General features: G+C 59.1%; 13 protein-coding genes and 1 pseudogene. 6 read left to right on the top strand and 8 right to left on the bottom strand.

Going from position 1 to position 15,689, the window contains the following annotated elements:
* Nucleotides 1-586: 586 nt before the first annotated feature.
* Both I6F09_RS18035 and I6F09_RS18040 read right to left on the bottom strand, forming a co-directional pair.
* Entirely contained in the window at nt 587-1,600 is a 1,014-nt protein-coding gene (locus I6F09_RS18035; RefSeq protein ID WP_225188667.1) for an acetylserotonin O-methyltransferase, read from the bottom strand.
* Nucleotides 1,601-1,860: 260 nt separating this feature from the next.
* Nucleotides 1,861-2,115: a DUF1127 domain-containing protein gene (locus tag I6F09_RS18040; RefSeq protein ID WP_225188668.1), complete on the bottom strand. Its 255-nt coding sequence runs from the start codon at nt 2,113-2,115 to the stop codon at nt 1,861-1,863.
* Between the two features lie 160 nt (nt 2,116-2,275).
* Between I6F09_RS18040 and I6F09_RS18045 the strand changes: the two genes are divergently transcribed.
* Nucleotides 2,276-3,841 (top strand): winged helix-turn-helix domain-containing protein, encoded by a 1,566-nt coding sequence (locus I6F09_RS18045; protein WP_225188669.1) that lies wholly within the window; start codon nt 2,276-2,278, stop codon nt 3,839-3,841.
* Between the two features lie 911 nt (nt 3,842-4,752).
* Complete coding sequence (locus tag I6F09_RS18050; protein ID WP_225188670.1) at nt 4,753-5,562, top strand: class I SAM-dependent methyltransferase; 810 nt, start codon at nt 4,753-4,755, stop codon at nt 5,560-5,562.
* A 281-nt stretch (nt 5,563-5,843) separates the two neighbouring features.
* Here the strand turns inward: I6F09_RS18050 and I6F09_RS18055 are convergent, their stop codons facing one another.
* Nucleotides 5,844-7,391, bottom strand: a complete 1,548-nt coding sequence (locus I6F09_RS18055; protein WP_225188671.1) for a winged helix-turn-helix domain-containing tetratricopeptide repeat protein — start codon at nt 7,389-7,391, stop codon at nt 5,844-5,846.
* A gap of 170 nt (nt 7,392-7,561) precedes the next feature.
* Here I6F09_RS18055 and I6F09_RS18060 point away from each other — a divergent pair, with 170 nt between their 5' ends.
* A complete protein-coding gene (locus tag I6F09_RS18060) occupies nt 7,562-7,858 on the top strand; it encodes a DUF1127 domain-containing protein (protein ID WP_225188672.1) in 297 nt (98 codons plus the stop codon).
* A gap of 213 nt (nt 7,859-8,071) precedes the next feature.
* Nucleotides 8,072-8,350 (top strand): hypothetical protein, encoded by a 279-nt coding sequence (locus tag I6F09_RS18065; protein WP_225188673.1) that lies wholly within the window; start codon nt 8,072-8,074, stop codon nt 8,348-8,350.
* Nucleotides 8,351-8,899: 549 nt separating this feature from the next.
* Here I6F09_RS18065 and I6F09_RS18070 read toward each other — a convergent pair.
* The 4 genes and pseudogenes from I6F09_RS18070 to I6F09_RS37730 all read right to left on the bottom strand — a co-directional run.
* Nucleotides 8,900-10,477, bottom strand: a complete 1,578-nt coding sequence (locus I6F09_RS18070) for a winged helix-turn-helix domain-containing tetratricopeptide repeat protein (RefSeq protein ID WP_225188674.1) — start codon at nt 10,475-10,477, stop codon at nt 8,900-8,902.
* A gap of 478 nt (nt 10,478-10,955) precedes the next feature.
* Nucleotides 10,956-11,444 carry a cupin domain-containing protein gene (locus I6F09_RS18080; RefSeq protein WP_225188675.1) on the bottom strand — a complete coding sequence of 163 codons (489 nt, stop codon included), beginning with the start codon at nt 11,442-11,444 and terminating at the stop codon, nt 10,956-10,958.
* 216 nt (nt 11,445-11,660) lie between these two features.
* Nucleotides 11,661-12,776, bottom strand: a complete 1,116-nt coding sequence (locus tag I6F09_RS18085) for a transcriptional regulator (protein ID WP_225188741.1) — start codon at nt 12,774-12,776, stop codon at nt 11,661-11,663.
* Nucleotides 12,777-12,969: 193 nt separating this feature from the next.
* Nucleotides 12,970-13,413 (bottom strand): annotated as a pseudogene (locus I6F09_RS37730) (hypothetical protein); the annotation flags it as partial.
* On the opposite strand from I6F09_RS37730, the gene I6F09_RS18095 reads away from it, so the two are divergent.
* Nucleotides 13,312-13,770, top strand: coding sequence for a cupin domain-containing protein (locus I6F09_RS18095; protein ID WP_225188676.1), 459 nt, complete (start codon nt 13,312-13,314; stop codon nt 13,768-13,770). The pseudogene I6F09_RS37730 and the gene I6F09_RS18095 overlap by 102 nt on opposite strands.
* A 195-nt stretch (nt 13,771-13,965) precedes the next feature.
* Here the strand turns inward: I6F09_RS18095 and I6F09_RS18100 are convergent, their stop codons facing one another.
* On the bottom strand, nt 13,966-14,145 hold the full coding sequence (locus I6F09_RS18100) for a hypothetical protein (protein ID WP_225188677.1): 180 nt from the start codon (nt 14,143-14,145) through the stop codon (nt 13,966-13,968).
* Nucleotides 14,146-14,772: 627 nt separating this feature from the next.
* Between I6F09_RS18100 and I6F09_RS18105 the strand changes: the two genes are divergently transcribed.
* Nucleotides 14,773-15,426: a recombinase family protein gene (locus tag I6F09_RS18105; RefSeq protein WP_225188678.1), complete on the top strand. Its 654-nt coding sequence runs from the start codon at nt 14,773-14,775 to the stop codon at nt 15,424-15,426.
* Nucleotides 15,427-15,689: the final 263 nt, after the last annotated feature.

A 15,689-nucleotide genomic window follows, 5' to 3' on the forward strand; every position in this document is an offset into this window, starting at 1 on the left:
CGGTTTAATGCTGACAGCCGACTTGACGATCGACGCCTCGTTGTTCCACTGAGGGCCAAAAGCGGACAAATTGGCGGAACGGGGCAGAAGGACGGCTATGGGCACAATTGGTGTCGCTCAATCACGCATTTGCGCGCGCTGAAGTGCAAAAACATCCCACCACGCAGTTCGCAACAAGCACACCAAAGTAAACGACAGCTGCGTATTCAGCGGGAAGCTGAAGAATTAGCATTACAAAGAGGAGGATGCATGCCCATGCAACATTGATCATGATCGCTTGAACAGCACTCCAACGGTTGGGACACCTGCGAACCAGTCGCTCAAAAAGTACCACAGACTCATATGGCCTCAGGTTAGCAGGCAGCAACGAACATACTACCATAACTCAACCAAGCCTAAGCGTGTATCGCCCGCTGAGCACAACCCTCCACTATAGTATGTGGCACCTTGCCGCTGGCGCGTGCGACGACGAGTTGTGCGATTTGGCTCTCCCCAGAACGGCTGGTTTGGGTCATAACCAGACCTCAGGTTGTGAAAGCGTATCGGATGCAGACCCTGCGGCCGTGAAGAAAGGACCCGCACTGGTTCAGTCTAAGTAGGGAACTGCCTCGATGACCTGGAAGTGCGAGCCTGCGCGAGCTGTGCCGCGCATCTCAAATCCGGCTGTTCGACATAGCGCGGAATACTCGTCATAGCTCCGTTCAAGCGCCCCGAGCATGACGAGCATATTTAAGTCACTGAATTTGGAGATCGGCCCTTCGTTCGGCGCGTCCACCTCACGTTCAATGAGGAGTAATCTGGCACCAGCCGTTATAGCGCGGCGGCAGGTCTTCAGGATAGAAATCGGTTCCTTATCGTCCCAATCGTGGATAATCGCCCGCATCACATAGACGTCAGCTCCCTCCGGGATGGTTTCAAAGAAACTGCCTCCGACGATTTCGCATCTGTCCGCGACACCATGTTGGTTCAGAACTTTCGCCGCCTTGGCAACCACGTGCGGCTGATCGAACAGCGTTCCGCGCAGGCCCTTGTTTGCGGCGAGAATTCCCGCCAACAGCTGGCCTTCACCACCCCCGATATCCGCGACGTGACGAAAGCTGCTGAAATCGTAGGCGGCGATAATCGCTTCAATCGCGCCGCGTGAATTGGCCGTCATGGCTCGGTTGAAGATCGCGTTCTCTTCCGGACGGGTGCTGCGATACTCCCATACGCTCTGACCATTGAGATGCCGAAAGGCACCTCCGCCGGTGCGGACGCTGTGTTCAAGATGGCCCCAGGCCTGCCAGGCATAAGGTCGGCCGACATATGCGGCCCAGCCGTCGAGTGGAGTCGGCGAGTCGGAACGGAGACACTCGCTCATCGGGGTGAGCGAGAACGTTTTGTTCTCGGCCTCATGGAAAACACCGACTGAAGCCAGCGCCCGCAAGAGCCGATAGAGTGTCCTCGGATGCGATCCGCTGAGCTGAGCAAGTTCGTTGCTGCCTAGGGGCCCGCAACTAAGGTGGTCGGCTATGCCAAGCCGGGCCGCCACGTGAATGGCCTGCGAAATCTGATAACCGTTAATCAGCCGCGTAAGGTCCGACAAAGCTTTGGCGGCCATGGTGTCACCTCCTGCTGCTCCGCACACAGTAAAGATGCATCGAGTACCAGACTTCCCGCAAACGGATGATATCTCAGAAATTGCGGTGCGCACCATCTAACACAAGTGGATTCGAGGACCGCTTAGGGTCAATCGCGACGTTTTAGCCCGGTTTAAGTGTGATCCGGTCTTCCCGTGACAGCCGACATATCCTCGGCCGTGGGATACGGCAGCGATGGGCCACAAGCGGACCGTTGCGACCGAACCAATAGGCTCCATCTTCAGCCACTCTCCAGGTAGTCTCTCCCGACAAATCGCGGGTCGACGGTCGGGTGCGAGCCAATATGTTCGATCATGCCGCGCGAAATCCCGATGTCCTTGAGGTAATGATCGTTGAGTGCATACAAAGCGGTCCGCAATTTTTGACGCCGCCGCTCCTCCTGAAAAGTACGCCAGTATTGTTTGAAGAAGGCGCAGATCGGATGGACGGAAAGATTCAGACGTGCCGTTCCGCCTGTAACGTGGTTCGTGCTCATGAAATTTGCCTCCGCGTAAGCGGTCACCGGAAGGAACGTGCCTGCGCCCGAACAGACCTGCTTTATCTGCGGCTTACATTTTGCTTACCGGCGGCTTAATGTTTTGCAGTCGGCCGTTGCAGCGCCTCCCGAACATCCCTGGGCATGGAGGAAGTGGCAGATGCGCTATCACTTTGAAGAACACACACTTGACACGGACCGGCGCGAGCTGCGTCGAGGCGCCGAGCTGATCGCCCTCGCACCACAAGTGTTCGACCTGCTTCACTACCTGATCCGCAATAGGGAACGGGTGGTCAGCAAAGACGACATCATCAGCGCAGTCTGGAACGGCCGCATTGTCTCGGATGCCGCATTGACGACCCGTCTCAATGCAGCCCGGACCGCCGTCTGCGATACCGGCGAAAGGCAGCAGGTAATCAGGACACTGCAGCGCCAGGGCTTCCGGTTCGTCGGCAAGGTCATTGAAGATCAGGGGCGTTCAGTTGCAGCGGCGCATGACAAAAAGGAGACCTCCCCCGCCTCGGCACCTCGTCTTTCCATTGTTGTGATGCCGTTCGCAAACATAAGCGGCGACGCCGAACAAGACTATTTCGCCGACGGCGTTACGGAGAGCCTGACCACGGACCTGTCGCGCATCAGCGGTTCGTTCGTCATTGGCCGACATACAGCGTTTACCTACAAGGGCAAGTCGATCGATCTCAGACAGGTCGGTCGCGAACTGAACGTTCGCTATATCCTGGAAGGTTCGATTCAGCGGGCCGGTAGCCGGCTTCGCGTAAGTGTACAGCTGATCAGCGCCGAAACGGGCAACCATCTTTGGGCAGAGCGATTCGACCAACCTGTCGCCGACCTTTTCGACATGCAGGACGAAATTGTGTCACGGCTGGCCAACGTGCTGAACGCCGAGCTGATTGCAGCTGAGGCGCGGCGAGCCGAGAGCTCCGCAAACCCGGACGCGATGGACCTGTATTTCCGAGGCAGAGCCATCTCCAACATGGGGCAGACCCCCGAGCAACTGACGCAAGCACAGGGCTTTTTCGAACGTGCCTTGGTGCTCGACCCGTCCTGCATGGAGGCACTGGTCGGCAGAGCAGAGGTCGATGTAACTTTTCCAGCGTCTTTCTTGACCGACGACGCGGCCCCTCGCCTTGCAGCGGCAGAGAAGACGCTGGGCAAGGCCTTGTCGCTGGCGCCGCAGAATGCCATGGCACACTTGCTTCTCGGCCTCGTCCAGATCACCACAAATCGCGCCGCTCAAGGTATTGCGGCATGCGAACGAGCGTTGGCGCTGGATCGCAATTTGGCCGAGGCCCACGCTTGGATCGGTCTGGCAAAAACCTACACCGGTCGAGCCATGGAAGCCGAGATGCACATCCTTGAGGCGCTCCGGCTGTCTCCTCGCGACATAAGAGCCTTCCGTTGGCTGATGGTCATTGGCGCAGCCAAGTTGAACCTTGATGCCGCCGCGGAAGCGGTGGTTTGGCTAAGGCGCAGCATTGAGGCCAATCGCAACAATCCACTTGCGCAGGTTTGGCTCGCCGGCGCCTTGGTGCGGCTTGGCGAGTTGGATGAGGCAAAGGCCGCTGCCCGAGCGGCCCTTGTCCTTGATCCGACCTTCACCATCCGCCGCTTGCGCGCCACAGCACCGAGCAACAATCCGACCTTCCTTGCCGGACGCGACAGAATTTACGAGGGTCTGCGCTTGGCCGGGGTGCCGGAGGGTTGACGTCCGCTTTGGGTCAAAACGCGAAGAACTCAGGTTGAGCAAATCTGGTCCGCTCTGGCTGACCGAGCGGACTTCCGACCGCCGAGGCGCAACTTCGCAAATGGGCCATCAAGGGACATCGACAGTTGAGGCGGCTTACTCTTCTGAGCTATTCTCTTGGCGTCCCGTCACTATGTAACGCGTGAAGCCCTCCTTCCTTGAAGGATGCGTAGCGACGTTCACCAGCCTCGGTCCAAACGCAATGGTTTTTTCGCTCGATGGATGAGCGAAGAATCTCCTGATCGACAGCTATGATTGAACCGCCACTTCTATGGCGAACAAGTGTCTCACTACGAAATTTAGTCGTCCGCTTGTGTCTTTCGGCCTGTGAAGGTGTCAGGCGGCGGATTCTCTTTCAGCGCCTTGGCGGCGCACTTCGCGGCATCGAGCAACCGCGCAGTGTGCTTCTCGTCCATCGGTTTGACAGATGACTTTTCATCCATAGCGTGTCTTCCTTGCGAAGCGGATTGCCGCTGATATTTCGAACTGAGACACTACCAGATTGCCGAGCCGAAACAAATTTGTACCCCTCGCAGTGAGGCGTCAGAATACCTTCGGTCGCTCGTGACAGCAACAACACTGGGCAATGCGCTGAATGTCCGCATCGGGTCAAAATCGGCGGTCCAGACCGCTGCAATTAGTTTCCGCTCTGGACCTGACAGCCGACGGCCACCGAGCATTCCGCTGGGCAGCGATGGGCCAGAACCGGACGCACTGCTCCGCCGCCGCTAGCGACGAATTGCCCTGGCCAGCCTCGGGCCGCCTGGGCTACTGTAGTCTGGGGCTGGCTTCCGCCGATGCCCTGCGTGCCCTAAGTCACCAGTTTCCAAACTGCTTGCGAGAGAAATCTTCTTTAGCCATAGGGAGCGACCATGTCATCGACAGTTGATCCGTTCTCAGAACTAAAGTCCCGCCAGCGCGACATGTGGGCGTCGTTTGCACCGACTGCCGCCTTCACCACACCGGTCGCGGCGCATCTCGTCGACTTCGCACAAGTGAAGCCTGGCGAGACCGTGCTCGACGTTGGAACGGGCACGGGTGTCGTCGCGATTACGGCAGCTCGGGCAGGCGCATCGGTAACGGGACTCGACCTGACGCCGGCGCTGCTGGACGTTGCGCGCGAGAATGCTCAGATAGCCAGGCTGGCCACTGTACAATGGTTCGAGGGGGACGCTGAAAATCTTCCATTCCCGGATGGCCAATTTGATGTCGTGCTGAGCCAGTTTGGTCACATGTTTGCGCCCCGGCCTGATGTAGCTGTCGCGGAGATGCGGCGCGTTTTGAAGCCAGGCGGTCGCGTCGCATTTGCGACCTGGCCACCGGAGCACTTCGTTGGCCGCATGTTTGCTTTCGTTGGCAAAAATTCGCCACCGCCCCCACCTGGCGCCGCACCACCTCCCCAATGGGGAAGCCCCGGCACTGTCGCTGAACGGCTTGGCGACAAGTTCGAGGCCCCATTTTTTTCCCGCGGCATCATGCATTTTCCTGCTCTCAGTCTGTCGCATTACCGAGAGTTCGCGGAGCGCTCCATGGGCCCCATGCAGAAATTGATGGAAGCTTCGGCCGAGGAACCGGAGCGGCTTGCTGCCTTGCGTAATGAATTTGAAACGCTCGCTGCACCCTACTACTCCGCGAACATGATACGGATGGAGTATTTGCTAACCCGAGCCAGGGCACGTTGAACGATCGCAGCGAACCGGCGGTCACTTACCTCTCCCCACCGAGATTGTGACCGCGGGGGATTCTTCGCCCGGCAGTGATCCCTTTGTGTCGAGGGCCAAATGTCGCGTTTGGGTCAAAGCGCGAAGAACTCAGGTTGAGCAAATCTGGTCCTATCTGGCTAACCGAGCGGACTTCCGACCGTCGAGGCGCAACTTCGCAAATGAGCCAAATCCGGACTCATGCAGCGCAGCAGGAGGGCGCTATATTCGATCACCTCGTCGGCGCGGGCGTGTGCGCTGGCTTATTCGGGCAACCCCGCTTTTCGAAGCCCCTCAATAATCAGCTTTGAGCTTTTGGGAACCCGGGCGATATGTGCCGATATTGTAAAGGCGGGATCGATCTCAAGCACATGCGCCGCCGCGGCGTGCGCCTCAGCGTCGCGTCCAAGATGGGCAAAGGCGGACGCGAGACCACGATAAGCTGGCATAAAGGAGGGTTTCTGACGAAGGGCCCTCTTCAATGCGACGATTGCCTCGTCAAAGCGCCGAAGTCCCATAAGGGCATGCCCAATGCCAAGAAACGTCATGTGTAGCAACGGATCTACCGGGCTCATGCGAATGGCACGTTCAAAGTTTCGTATCGCTTCCTCGGGCTGGCCCGCCATTATATAGACCCAGCCTCTGTTGTTCCAAGTACGCCATGAATTTGGGTTGAGCGCCACCGCCCGGTCAGCCATTTCGATCTCGGCTTCACTATCGCCGACCATGCACGCCGAGATTACGGCAACCCGTGACAACGTGTCTGGATCACCATCATCGATCCTCAATGCTAAACGAGCGAGCCTAACTGCTTCCTTGCAGTCGAACTGAGGATCGTTGGCATAGCCTAGAGCGACGTTGCTCGCATGGCAGTCGCCTGCCAAAGCCGCTGCAGACCCGAACCTCGGTTCTAGCTCCAAAGCGCAATGAGCCAGCCTGATCGCCTCGGCCAAACTTTCGCGGGTCGTCAGGTAATACTGTTGCATGGATCGAAGAAACAAGTCATGAGCGGTGAGGTTCTCTGGCCGCCGCCGCGTCGCCATTTCAATTTGTGTTTGAAGCATCTTTGGTTGAACAGCCGAAACAACGGCGACGGTTACTTCGTCCTGGAGAGCGAAGACGTCGGTAAGGTCACGCTCAAACCTGTCCGCCCATAGATGCGCGCCTGTAACTGCATCGATCAGCTGCCCTGCGATGCGAACTTTCCCCGATGCCTTCCGCACAGACCCCTCGAGGACATAGCGTACGCCGAGCCGGCGCCCGACTTCTTTGATATCGACGTCTTTACCTTTGAAGGTGAAACTCGAGTGACGTGCGATAACGAACAGAGACTTAAACCGCGACAGCGCGGTGATGATCTCTTCCACCATGCCCTCCGCAAAATATTCCTGCTCGGGATCGCCGCTCATATTCTTAAACGGCAGCACGGCGACGGAGGGTTTGTCGGGGAGCGCAAGTGCGCTCTCGGGCGCATCGCTCAGATCCGCGCCCGCAACTTCTCGCGTCTCCTGCACCGGTCCGATGAAACGGAAGCCCTTGCGCGGTAGTGTTTTGATGAAGCGCTGTTCCTCGCCGGAATCGCCAATTGCGCTTCGGGCGACATTGAGCCGGGTCGTAAGTGCCGCATCCGAAACGCTGCGCCCGTTCCAAATGGCATCGATGAGGTCGTCTTTAGTGACGACGCGCTCCCTGTTGCGGATCAGGTATTCGAGCAGATCGAACACCTGTGGCGCGACGGAGACAAGGTCCGCCCCGCGATGCAGCTCGCGCCGCTCAGTGTCGAATGCGTACTCCTCGAAGAGATAGCGCAAGACGCGAAACTCCTTGGACGAGAGCTCCCCGATAACCGGGCTTTAGCCGCGCTGGACGTGGCAAGAATAAGCTGCCGGTGAGGAAAATGTAAGCGGTCGATCAAGCGTGTCTGCCGTTCTCGCGGTAACCTCGCGCCGGTAAAGGAAGAACGGTCCCGGGAGACACCGCAATGAGCACGACGCACGGCACAATGTGGCTGGACCAGACATCCGGATCGATCCGGCATGTCGCCAACTTCATCTGGAAGTATTGGGATGCCTTTCAGGAGCGCCGCGAGCGCCAAAAACTGCGCACCACCCTGTCCAACTTGAGCGACATGGAGCTGATGGATATTGGCTCCACGCGGGGAGAGATCGACTACGTCGCCTCGCACCGTGGTATTGACCCGCGAGGCAATCGATCCGGCGAATGGCTGCGAGATTTACCGACGGTGGATGGCCAGACTGGACCCGCCGACTTCCTATAGGGGTCACAAGCTGCCTTCTATACCTTGCACGAGCTTGGTCGGATCGCCTCCCAAAAGCGGCCCGTCAACCGGCTGATCCTCGCTCTCGTGCTCCGCAGGCGTGTTCGGCCGTGCGCCGCTATTGCTGTTCCTGTTAGGAGCACAGTGAACGGTCCGTTAACCGCGGCGCGATATCAGCATCTTCGACCAGCGCAATAACCTAGAACTCACACATTGGGAGCTGTCGCCGAACTCAACCCGGTGACGGCCTATGGCTGCATGGATTACCGCGCTTTCACAAACGACAGCTTGACGATGATGTACGAGAGCGTTCGCGGAGCCTTGGCATCTGACGACGCGCAAAAGGCCGCCGGGGATGCTCCCCGTTTCCGGGTTCGCGAGACTAAGGAATGGAAGGAGCACGCGGGAAACCTCGAGGCTGAAATGCTCAATCGAGGGATGTTTTTCGAGATCATCGACTGGTCTGAGGATCAAGGGCGACTGCCGCTCTAACCTCGCTGATTGCGCGGCACAATTCACTTGATACGCGGCTCCGAGTCTGCGCCCGACAGCCCCCTGCAGCCTCCATCTCGCGACGTCAGTGCTCTTACGGCACCGACGAGCGCAATAGATGCTCGGTGGGCAAGCTGATCGCTGTCGTAGTCGATTATTCCACACCGCCACAATTGGTTCGCGGTTCGCCCCGCAAACTCCACCTGCGGTCTGGAGAAGGATTTTCCAAAAGCGAACATGATGAGAACGGCAGGCACGGAGCGATTACTTGCCTCTTTGTTTGGCCCACCAACCATTGCGGCACCCTCGCTCAAGGGCAGACGGGCAATCAGTTCATGCCGATATTCACCCGTCCTACCGATTCATGACTTTGGGCCACCGCGCATCTGCGAATGCGCCTAGGCTCTATCGAGCCCATCGATCCATATCTCTGCCATGTCTGGTCTAGCCTGGACTGCTGACGTGCCGGACGTCTTGCCTTTCTTCGCCTTAGGGCAATCGCCGACCTTGCGCCTCCTTCGATCGGGCGTTTGCCCAGATGAACCAAGGTCACTCTGGCAATCCGGCTCTCCTCAACCCTTCTTCAAATCGCGCAAGGTCATCAGCCCGCCGATGAGGCACCAGGCCCCGTATGCTGGATACTCGGAGCGCGGGTCGGAGTTGCCGGAGACGCGCCATGGCCTTGCGTGCCTGTTCGAGTCGGCCGGCCATCGCGTTACTCGCGGCTGCCACACGGAGTCCGGCGGGAAATTCCGGGTTGTATTGCAATGCCATTGCCGCCCAAGACGCTGCTTCTTCATAGCGGCCCAACAGGAAATGCGCATATGCCGTCCCAGTTCGCATCCCCGCTATCCGCGAATCCAATGGGTTCAGACGCATGGCGTGCGCAAAGCATTTAAGTGCCGGGTCCGGCTCGCAGAGCCAGTTTTTAATCCAACCACTAAAGTGCCAAGCCTCTGCCAAATTGACATTGAGAAAAAGTGCGCGGTCGATCAAGGCGGCACCCTGTTCGAAATCACCAACGACGTAGGCGAAGGTCCACCCGCTCCCGCTGAGTGCGATTGCATCATCTTTGCCCATCTCGGCGGCGCGTCGAGCGAGTAATGTTGCTTGCACAATCTCTTCCTCGGCGCCAGAAAACCAACCGATCCCCTTTCCATACGCGTAGCAAGAGGCAGCACGGCCGTACGCGGCCGCAAAATCGGGATCGAGTTCAGTCGCGCTGTTGAATAGCTGCAATGCGTCGTCGATCGCCCGCCGGTTGGTATCTATCTGATAAAATTTGGCCAATCCGCGCAAATAGACCGTATAGGCATTGAGACTTCCTGTTGGCTTACGCTTGGCGCGCTCAATCTCCGCTTTTTCAACTGTCGGCGCGATCGCTCCTACCACGCTCTCAGTTACCTGGTCCTGCAGATCAAAGACGTTTCCCAGGTCGCCTTCGAATCGGTCGGCCCAAAGATGTGCTCCGGTAGCGGCATCTATGAGCTGGCCTGTGATGCGCATGCGGCCTAAAGCGCTTCGGACGCTGCCCTCCAGTACGTAGCGCACCCCAAGTTCGCGCCCGATGTGCTTCACATCGACGAGGCGCCCCTTGTAAGTGAAGCTCGAGTTGCGCGCGATGACGAGCAGGGCTTTGAACCGAGACAGCGCTGTAATGATGTCTTCGGCCATTCCATCGGCGAAGTAGTCCTGTTCCGGATCGGAGCTAAGATTGGTAAACGGGAGAACGGCCACGGAGGCCTTCTCAGCGGACGGAAGATCCGGTATCAGCCCCTGCACGGAGGCATCGCCGATTGCCTCGCCCTCGAGCCTCGTCGCTTCCTGCACTGATCCGACGAACCGGAAGCCTTTGCGTGGAAGGGTCTTGATGAGGCGCTGCGCTTCGCCCGAGTCGCCGATGGCGCTTCGAGCGGCATTCAGTCGGGTCGTGACTGCCGCCTCAGAGACAATTCGCCCCTTCCATATGGCCTCGATCAACTCGTCCTTGCCGACCACATGCTCCCGGTTGCGGATCAGGTATTCAAGCAAGTCGAAGACCTGCGGCGAGACGGCGACCAGTTCGGCGCCGCGACGCAACTCGCGGCGGTCACTATCCAAAGCGCAGTTGTCGAAGAGATAACGCAAGCTACCATTTCCCTAAGCAACTTCCGAACACCAGGCTCCAACACGCCGGTCGGGGCAAAGATTAAGCCGCCAGTGACAAAAATGTAAGGACCAAGTAAAGCGCGCTCGTCAATCCCTTGGCATTCTATGGCGACAGTATTGGGACAGCCTGCCGTGCTGCCCCGGAAAGTCACAGGTTTTCATTGAGCGAGCCAGGAATGCGATTCAGAAACAGCACCAACGTGAGAAAGTGCGGGCCGCCTTGTACGGTCTGAACAGCCGCGACCTGCACGATATCGGCATTGCCCATAGCGACATCGAGTACGTGGCCTCGCACCCGGAAAGCGACCCGCGACGTGTCTGACGTGGCGCGATCTCGCACTTCTCACTTAATCGCCGCGCTGGCGATGTCCGCCATGGGTCAACGGCTGCTCTCGGCACCTCCAGGCCAATTTCGGACTCAGCGTCTTAGCGCTTGAAGGCAAATGTCTGAGACCACCTAGTATTCTGTCCCATATTTGAAACCTATTGCGTTGATCTGCTCCCGCGTGAATTCTTTTCGCGGTTCGTCGGGTCGGCTGCAGGTTTCGCGAAAGAAACCGTCGAGGCCTGGGGGCACCATGATCCACAGCAGAACCATTTCCTGATCTGGACTACTGAAACCATGCCAGGTGTTCCTGGGTATGAAAATCGTTCCACCTTTTTCGCAAGAGTGACGCACATCGTTGAGTGTGACCGTGCCACTGCCTTCCAGAACGTAGAAGGCTTCGTCCCTGTCGAGATGTCGGTGAGCTGGAATGCCTGAGCCCTTGGGTAGCTGCTGAATGCCCAGGCCAAGATTATTGGACCCCGTTACCGGGTCGGCCTTGATGAAGATGTTGCCGCCATCACGAAAATGGATCAGGTGTTCACCCTCTCCGGGACCAAGCACATAGCCCTGCGGCACCGGGTTGTGCGACTTCGCCTCGATCTCATCGCTGTTTGGCATCGCGTGCTCCATTGGCCGATACTCAACAATGAAAAAGCCACAATAGCAGAATGCTCCACCACGAGCGACGCCCATGGTCAAAGAAGGCTTGTGGTCAAAGGCTGCCCTCGGCGTCTCCCCGATGGCTTTCCGCTCAGCCGTCGGAAGCGGACGGTGCGAGGCCAAGAGCGGAGGTCAGCCATGGGCCATCAGCAGACTTGTTGATCAGGCTTCACATCATTCCGGGAGCCCGGCCGCGCGCAGGGCTTTGCCAAGCTTCGCCGCCAGTTCAGGCGAGCAGGCAACTCCGGCGAACTGGCCCCTGATGCGGAAGGTCGGCTGTAGTTCCAGCACATAGGCCGCGGCCGCCCTCGCCTCCTCCAGCCGCCCGAGGGCAGCGAGTGAAGCCGCGAGCTGCACCCACGTAATGCTGTGGGCGGGATTGGCGAGGTTGGATTTGTAGGCTGCACGCAAAGCCTCCGCATGACGATCGCGACAGAAATGTCCGAGCGCCTGCGCGTCGTAGGCGGCAAAAGCCCACGGATCGAACGGGCTCAAGCGCAAGCCGCGCTCGCTCCAGTCTATTGCACGTTCCGCCTCACCAACCCATCCCGCGACAACGCTGCCGAGGATCCACGCGAGCGCGGTCGAGGGACTCAAGGCGAGCGCGGCCTCGAATGCGGCGAAATCGGCCTGGCGATCATGGGCGTCCATGCCAAGCGAGAAGCCAGCAAAGGTTAGCGCCATCGCATCATCGCGTCCGTGCTCGATGGCAAGGCGCGCGTGGCACACCGACGCGAGGCGATCCTCTTCCTTCAACCCGGCGCGTAGAAAGCGATTGTGATAGCTCATCCCTGCAAGGCCATGGGCGAGCGCGTATGTGGGATCGAGGGCCAGAGCGCGCTGCAGCTGTGGCAAGGCGAGTGCGGCGCGATCGGGCATGCCTGAATCGACATCCGGCTGCGCACGCAGCACGAGTTCGTAGGCGTCGGGACTGTCGGGCCGCTTGCGGCGGATGCGGTCGACCTCGGCGCGGCGCAGACTTGGCTCTATCGCGCCCATCACGGCTAGCGCGATCTCGTCCTGTAAAGCGAAAAGGTCGCCCACAGTGCGGTCGTAGCGCTCAGCCCAGATCTGCGCGCCGCTGGCGGCGTCGGCGAGCTGCGCGTTGATGCGGACGCGGTCGTCTGCGCGCCGCACGGTGCCTTGCAGGACATAGCGTACGCCGAGATCGCGACCGACCTGCTTCACATCGGCAGTGCGGCCACGCCAGACGAAACTGGAATTGCGCGCGATGACAAACAGCCCACCGGATGCGCGACAGCCCCGTGATGATGTCGTCGACCATGCCATCGGCGAACCAGGCGGCTTCGCCGGAGTGCTCGAATGGCAGCACGGCGATCGACGGCTTTTCCGGCACCAGAAGCGCGGCGTGATCGGCCTCACCGGCATTCGCGCTAACTCGCGTCACCGGCGGGCCGATATAGCGATAGCCACGGCGCGGCAGCGTCTCAATCCAACCTCTCCCACCGCCCAGCTCGAGCGCGCGGCGCAGCGCAGCGATCTGGACGGTGAGATTGCTCTCCTCGACAGCGAGTCCCGGCCACGCCGCATCGATCAGCGCGTCCTTGCTGACGGGGGACGCGGCGCGCTCCAGGAGAAAGCGCAGCAGCGCGGCCCCACGCTGACCCAGCAAGCTCGGCACGCCCTCGCAAGACAGCGCGCCCGTCTCGGCGTCCAGTGCAAAAGAGCCAAATCTGTAGGTACCTGGTGGGGGCCGTTGGGTCATTTCGGAGACATTTTGCACCAATTTCGGAGATGTTTCACGACCTTTGGATGAGGAAAAGGCAGCCTGCGGCACCCGATCACGCCAACTTGGAGAGCCAATATGAGTGGAAAAGCGATCATCCGAAGGCCTGGTGAAGGGAAGTCTGTGAAGCTCGCCGGACATCCCATGGCATTTCTGGTCACCGCCAATGACACCCGGCATACCTCGATGTTTAAGTGGACGATTCCACCAGGCTTCTTCACCGGCCTGCATGTCCATCGCGTGCAGGAGGAAACTTTCTATGTGCTGGAAGGGGAATGCGACTGGCAAGTCGGCAGCGAACGCGTGCGCGCCACGCCCGGCACCTATCTTTTCTTGCCACCCGGCGTGCCGCACAACATCGGTAACGCCTCCGACAGGATCGCACGCGTGCTCATGACAGTGTCCCCGCCCGGCCACGAGCGCTATTTCGAAGAGCTGGCCGAGACTGTAGCGCGTGGCGGCGCAGCCGATCCCGGAACAATTGCTGAGCTTCGCGCACGATATGACACGGATCAGCTGTCCGCACTCAGAAGCTAACGCCTCCTCCACGATCGAAATTAGGAGCACGTTTGGCAACGATCGCGTGGTCAGACGTCTCCTTCGGGTCTTGGTTGTGTGAAAACGCCTGCCTTCAGTACCTTGCACTGGCCTGTCGGCTCACCTCTCAGAAGCGGACGTCGGGTTCGTTCCCAAGAGAGTGCGCAAGCCGAGCGGACAGCTAGGTCAAGCTCATCACTTGCCGAACAGCTCCTTGTAAAGATCGCAGGGTGGCAGCGGACGGTTCAGCGTGATGACGATCTTGTCGATCGTATTCCAGTCTGGCCCGCGCTCGACGATCTCGTCGAGGTCCTCCAGCTCCTCAAATACGATCGTCAGCTGTGGCTTGCCGTCCAAATAGGTGATCTCCGCCATCCACCGATCATGGATCGGCGTGTTCAATATTGCCTTTGCTCTGTGAGACATTGCAGTCGCCCTCCGTGCTCGCATTTGTTATCCAGATATCGAGGCGACATCACGACCATAATGGCTTCGGGTCTTGCGCTCTCAACGAAAAGTAGCAGCGGCTCTACGGATTACGGGATGTGCTGCGCATGCGTGCGGTCCAACGATAGTTGACACCGCCGCCAAGGCCCTTCCGACTGCGGCAATTAACGCTACTGGCACCCAGGCTCCATGGACAGCGGTGTCAGGACAGGGCGTAGCGACCAAAGGATGCTAAGGCAATACTGTCGGACCACCGGGCGCTTCTAGTGAGTCAATTTGACTCACTTCGTGTCGTGATCGGTGCATGTGGCAGTTCACTAGCGAAAAAATTTTGTCGCGGTGCGTTGCGTTCGTGCCAGACTCATGGTTCGGGGGGCACCAGGGGGCGACCGCCACCTGCCGAACAGCTTCCGACGCCTACGCAATTGCCGATCTCTGCTGTTATGATGGGGCTATTCGATCGCCCGCCCGTCACAAGTACTCGGGGGAGCGACGCTTGCGCTCCTGCACCGCTTGTAACATACTCACGTTCGTTCGCTTGTTACAGGATTGAGCATGTTGCAGCCTATCGTCGCCTACTATCGCGTTTCCCGAGAGAAGCAAGGCCGCTCGGGCCTCGGTCTCGACGGCCAGCGGCGCCTCATCTCGACCTTCGCCGCCAATGAAGCGATGGAGATTGCTGGTGAGTTTACCGAAGTGGAGACCGGCAAGGGAGCAGACGCGCTGGAGAGGCGTCCCCAGCTTGCTGCTGCCTTGCGCAAGGCAAAGAAGCTGAAATGTCCAGTCGTCGTGGCCAAATTGGACCGTTTGTCGCGCGACGTGGCGTTCATCGCCGGGCTGATGGCCAAGCGGGTGCCGTTTATCGTCACCGAATTGGGCAGGGATGTGGACTCATTCATGCTGCATATCTATGCGGCGGTAGCAGAGAAAGAGCGTAACGTCATCGCCGAACGTACCCGCCTCGCCCTTGCGGAGGCCAAGCATCGCGGCAGAAAGCTGGGCAACCAAAGACAGGCCGACGTCAATAAGGCCGCTGCAGCGACTCGGGATGCCCGTATAGAGCCCATCCTGAAGGAGATGTGGGAGTTGCCCTACCGTGAGATTGCACAGGAGCTGACCGAGCGAGGCATTCCTTCGCCCCGAGGCGGCGCGTGGAATGCGATGACGGTGATGCGCGTCATGAAGCGGCTTGGGATCGACGGCGACTGACCCTGCATCGCAAGCGGCTTTGGCCGCTCGTCATTGCGCCGCGTCGCTTACCCCTCATCATTCCAGAGGCATACCTCTGGCAGGCCGCTTTCTTTTGGTGAGCATTTTCCGAGAGAGCACATATTTCGCCTCCCTGTTTCTTTTGATGATCTGCAGCCCACGGCCACCATGCTTGAGGCACGTCGGTACACCTTTCAGAGCGATGTTGCGACAGCGCTGGCCCGTACATCGCGCGATAGCTTCGCAAAGACGCCTGTTCGCAC

It is taken from the genome of Bradyrhizobium sp. IC3195, from assembly GCF_020193585.1.
GTDB classification, from domain to species: Bacteria; Pseudomonadota; Alphaproteobacteria; order Rhizobiales; family Xanthobacteraceae; genus Bradyrhizobium; species Bradyrhizobium yuanmingense.

What these genes read in the sequence shown, in the direction of transcription:
- I6F09_RS18100 (WP_225188677.1), bottom strand. Translation starts at nt 14,145, where the DNA reads ATGGCGGAGATCACCTATTTGGACGGCAAGCCACAGCTGACGATCGTA.
- I6F09_RS18095 (WP_225188676.1), top strand. Translation starts at nt 13,312, where the DNA reads ATGAGTGGAAAAGCGATCATCCGAAGGCCTGGTGAAGGGAAGTCTGTG.
- I6F09_RS18045 (WP_225188669.1), top strand. Translation starts at nt 2,276, where the DNA reads ATGCGCTATCACTTTGAAGAACACACACTTGACACGGACCGGCGCGAG.
- I6F09_RS18080 (WP_225188675.1), bottom strand. Translation starts at nt 11,444, where the DNA reads ATGCCAAACAGCGATGAGATCGAGGCGAAGTCGCACAACCCGGTGCCG.
- I6F09_RS18060 (WP_225188672.1), top strand. Translation starts at nt 7,562, where the DNA reads ATGAGCACGACGCACGGCACAATGTGGCTGGACCAGACATCCGGATCG.
- I6F09_RS18105 (WP_225188678.1), top strand. Translation starts at nt 14,773, where the DNA reads ATGTTGCAGCCTATCGTCGCCTACTATCGCGTTTCCCGAGAGAAGCAA.
- I6F09_RS18050 (WP_225188670.1), top strand. Translation starts at nt 4,753, where the DNA reads ATGTCATCGACAGTTGATCCGTTCTCAGAACTAAAGTCCCGCCAGCGC.
- I6F09_RS18085 (WP_225188741.1), bottom strand. Translation starts at nt 12,776, where the DNA reads ATGGCATGGTCGACGACATCATCACGGGGCTGTCGCGCATCCGGTGGG.
- I6F09_RS18040 (WP_225188668.1), bottom strand. Translation starts at nt 2,115, where the DNA reads ATGAGCACGAACCACGTTACAGGCGGAACGGCACGTCTGAATCTTTCC.
- I6F09_RS18035 (WP_225188667.1), bottom strand. Translation starts at nt 1,600, where the DNA reads ATGGCCGCCAAAGCTTTGTCGGACCTTACGCGGCTGATTAACGGTTAT.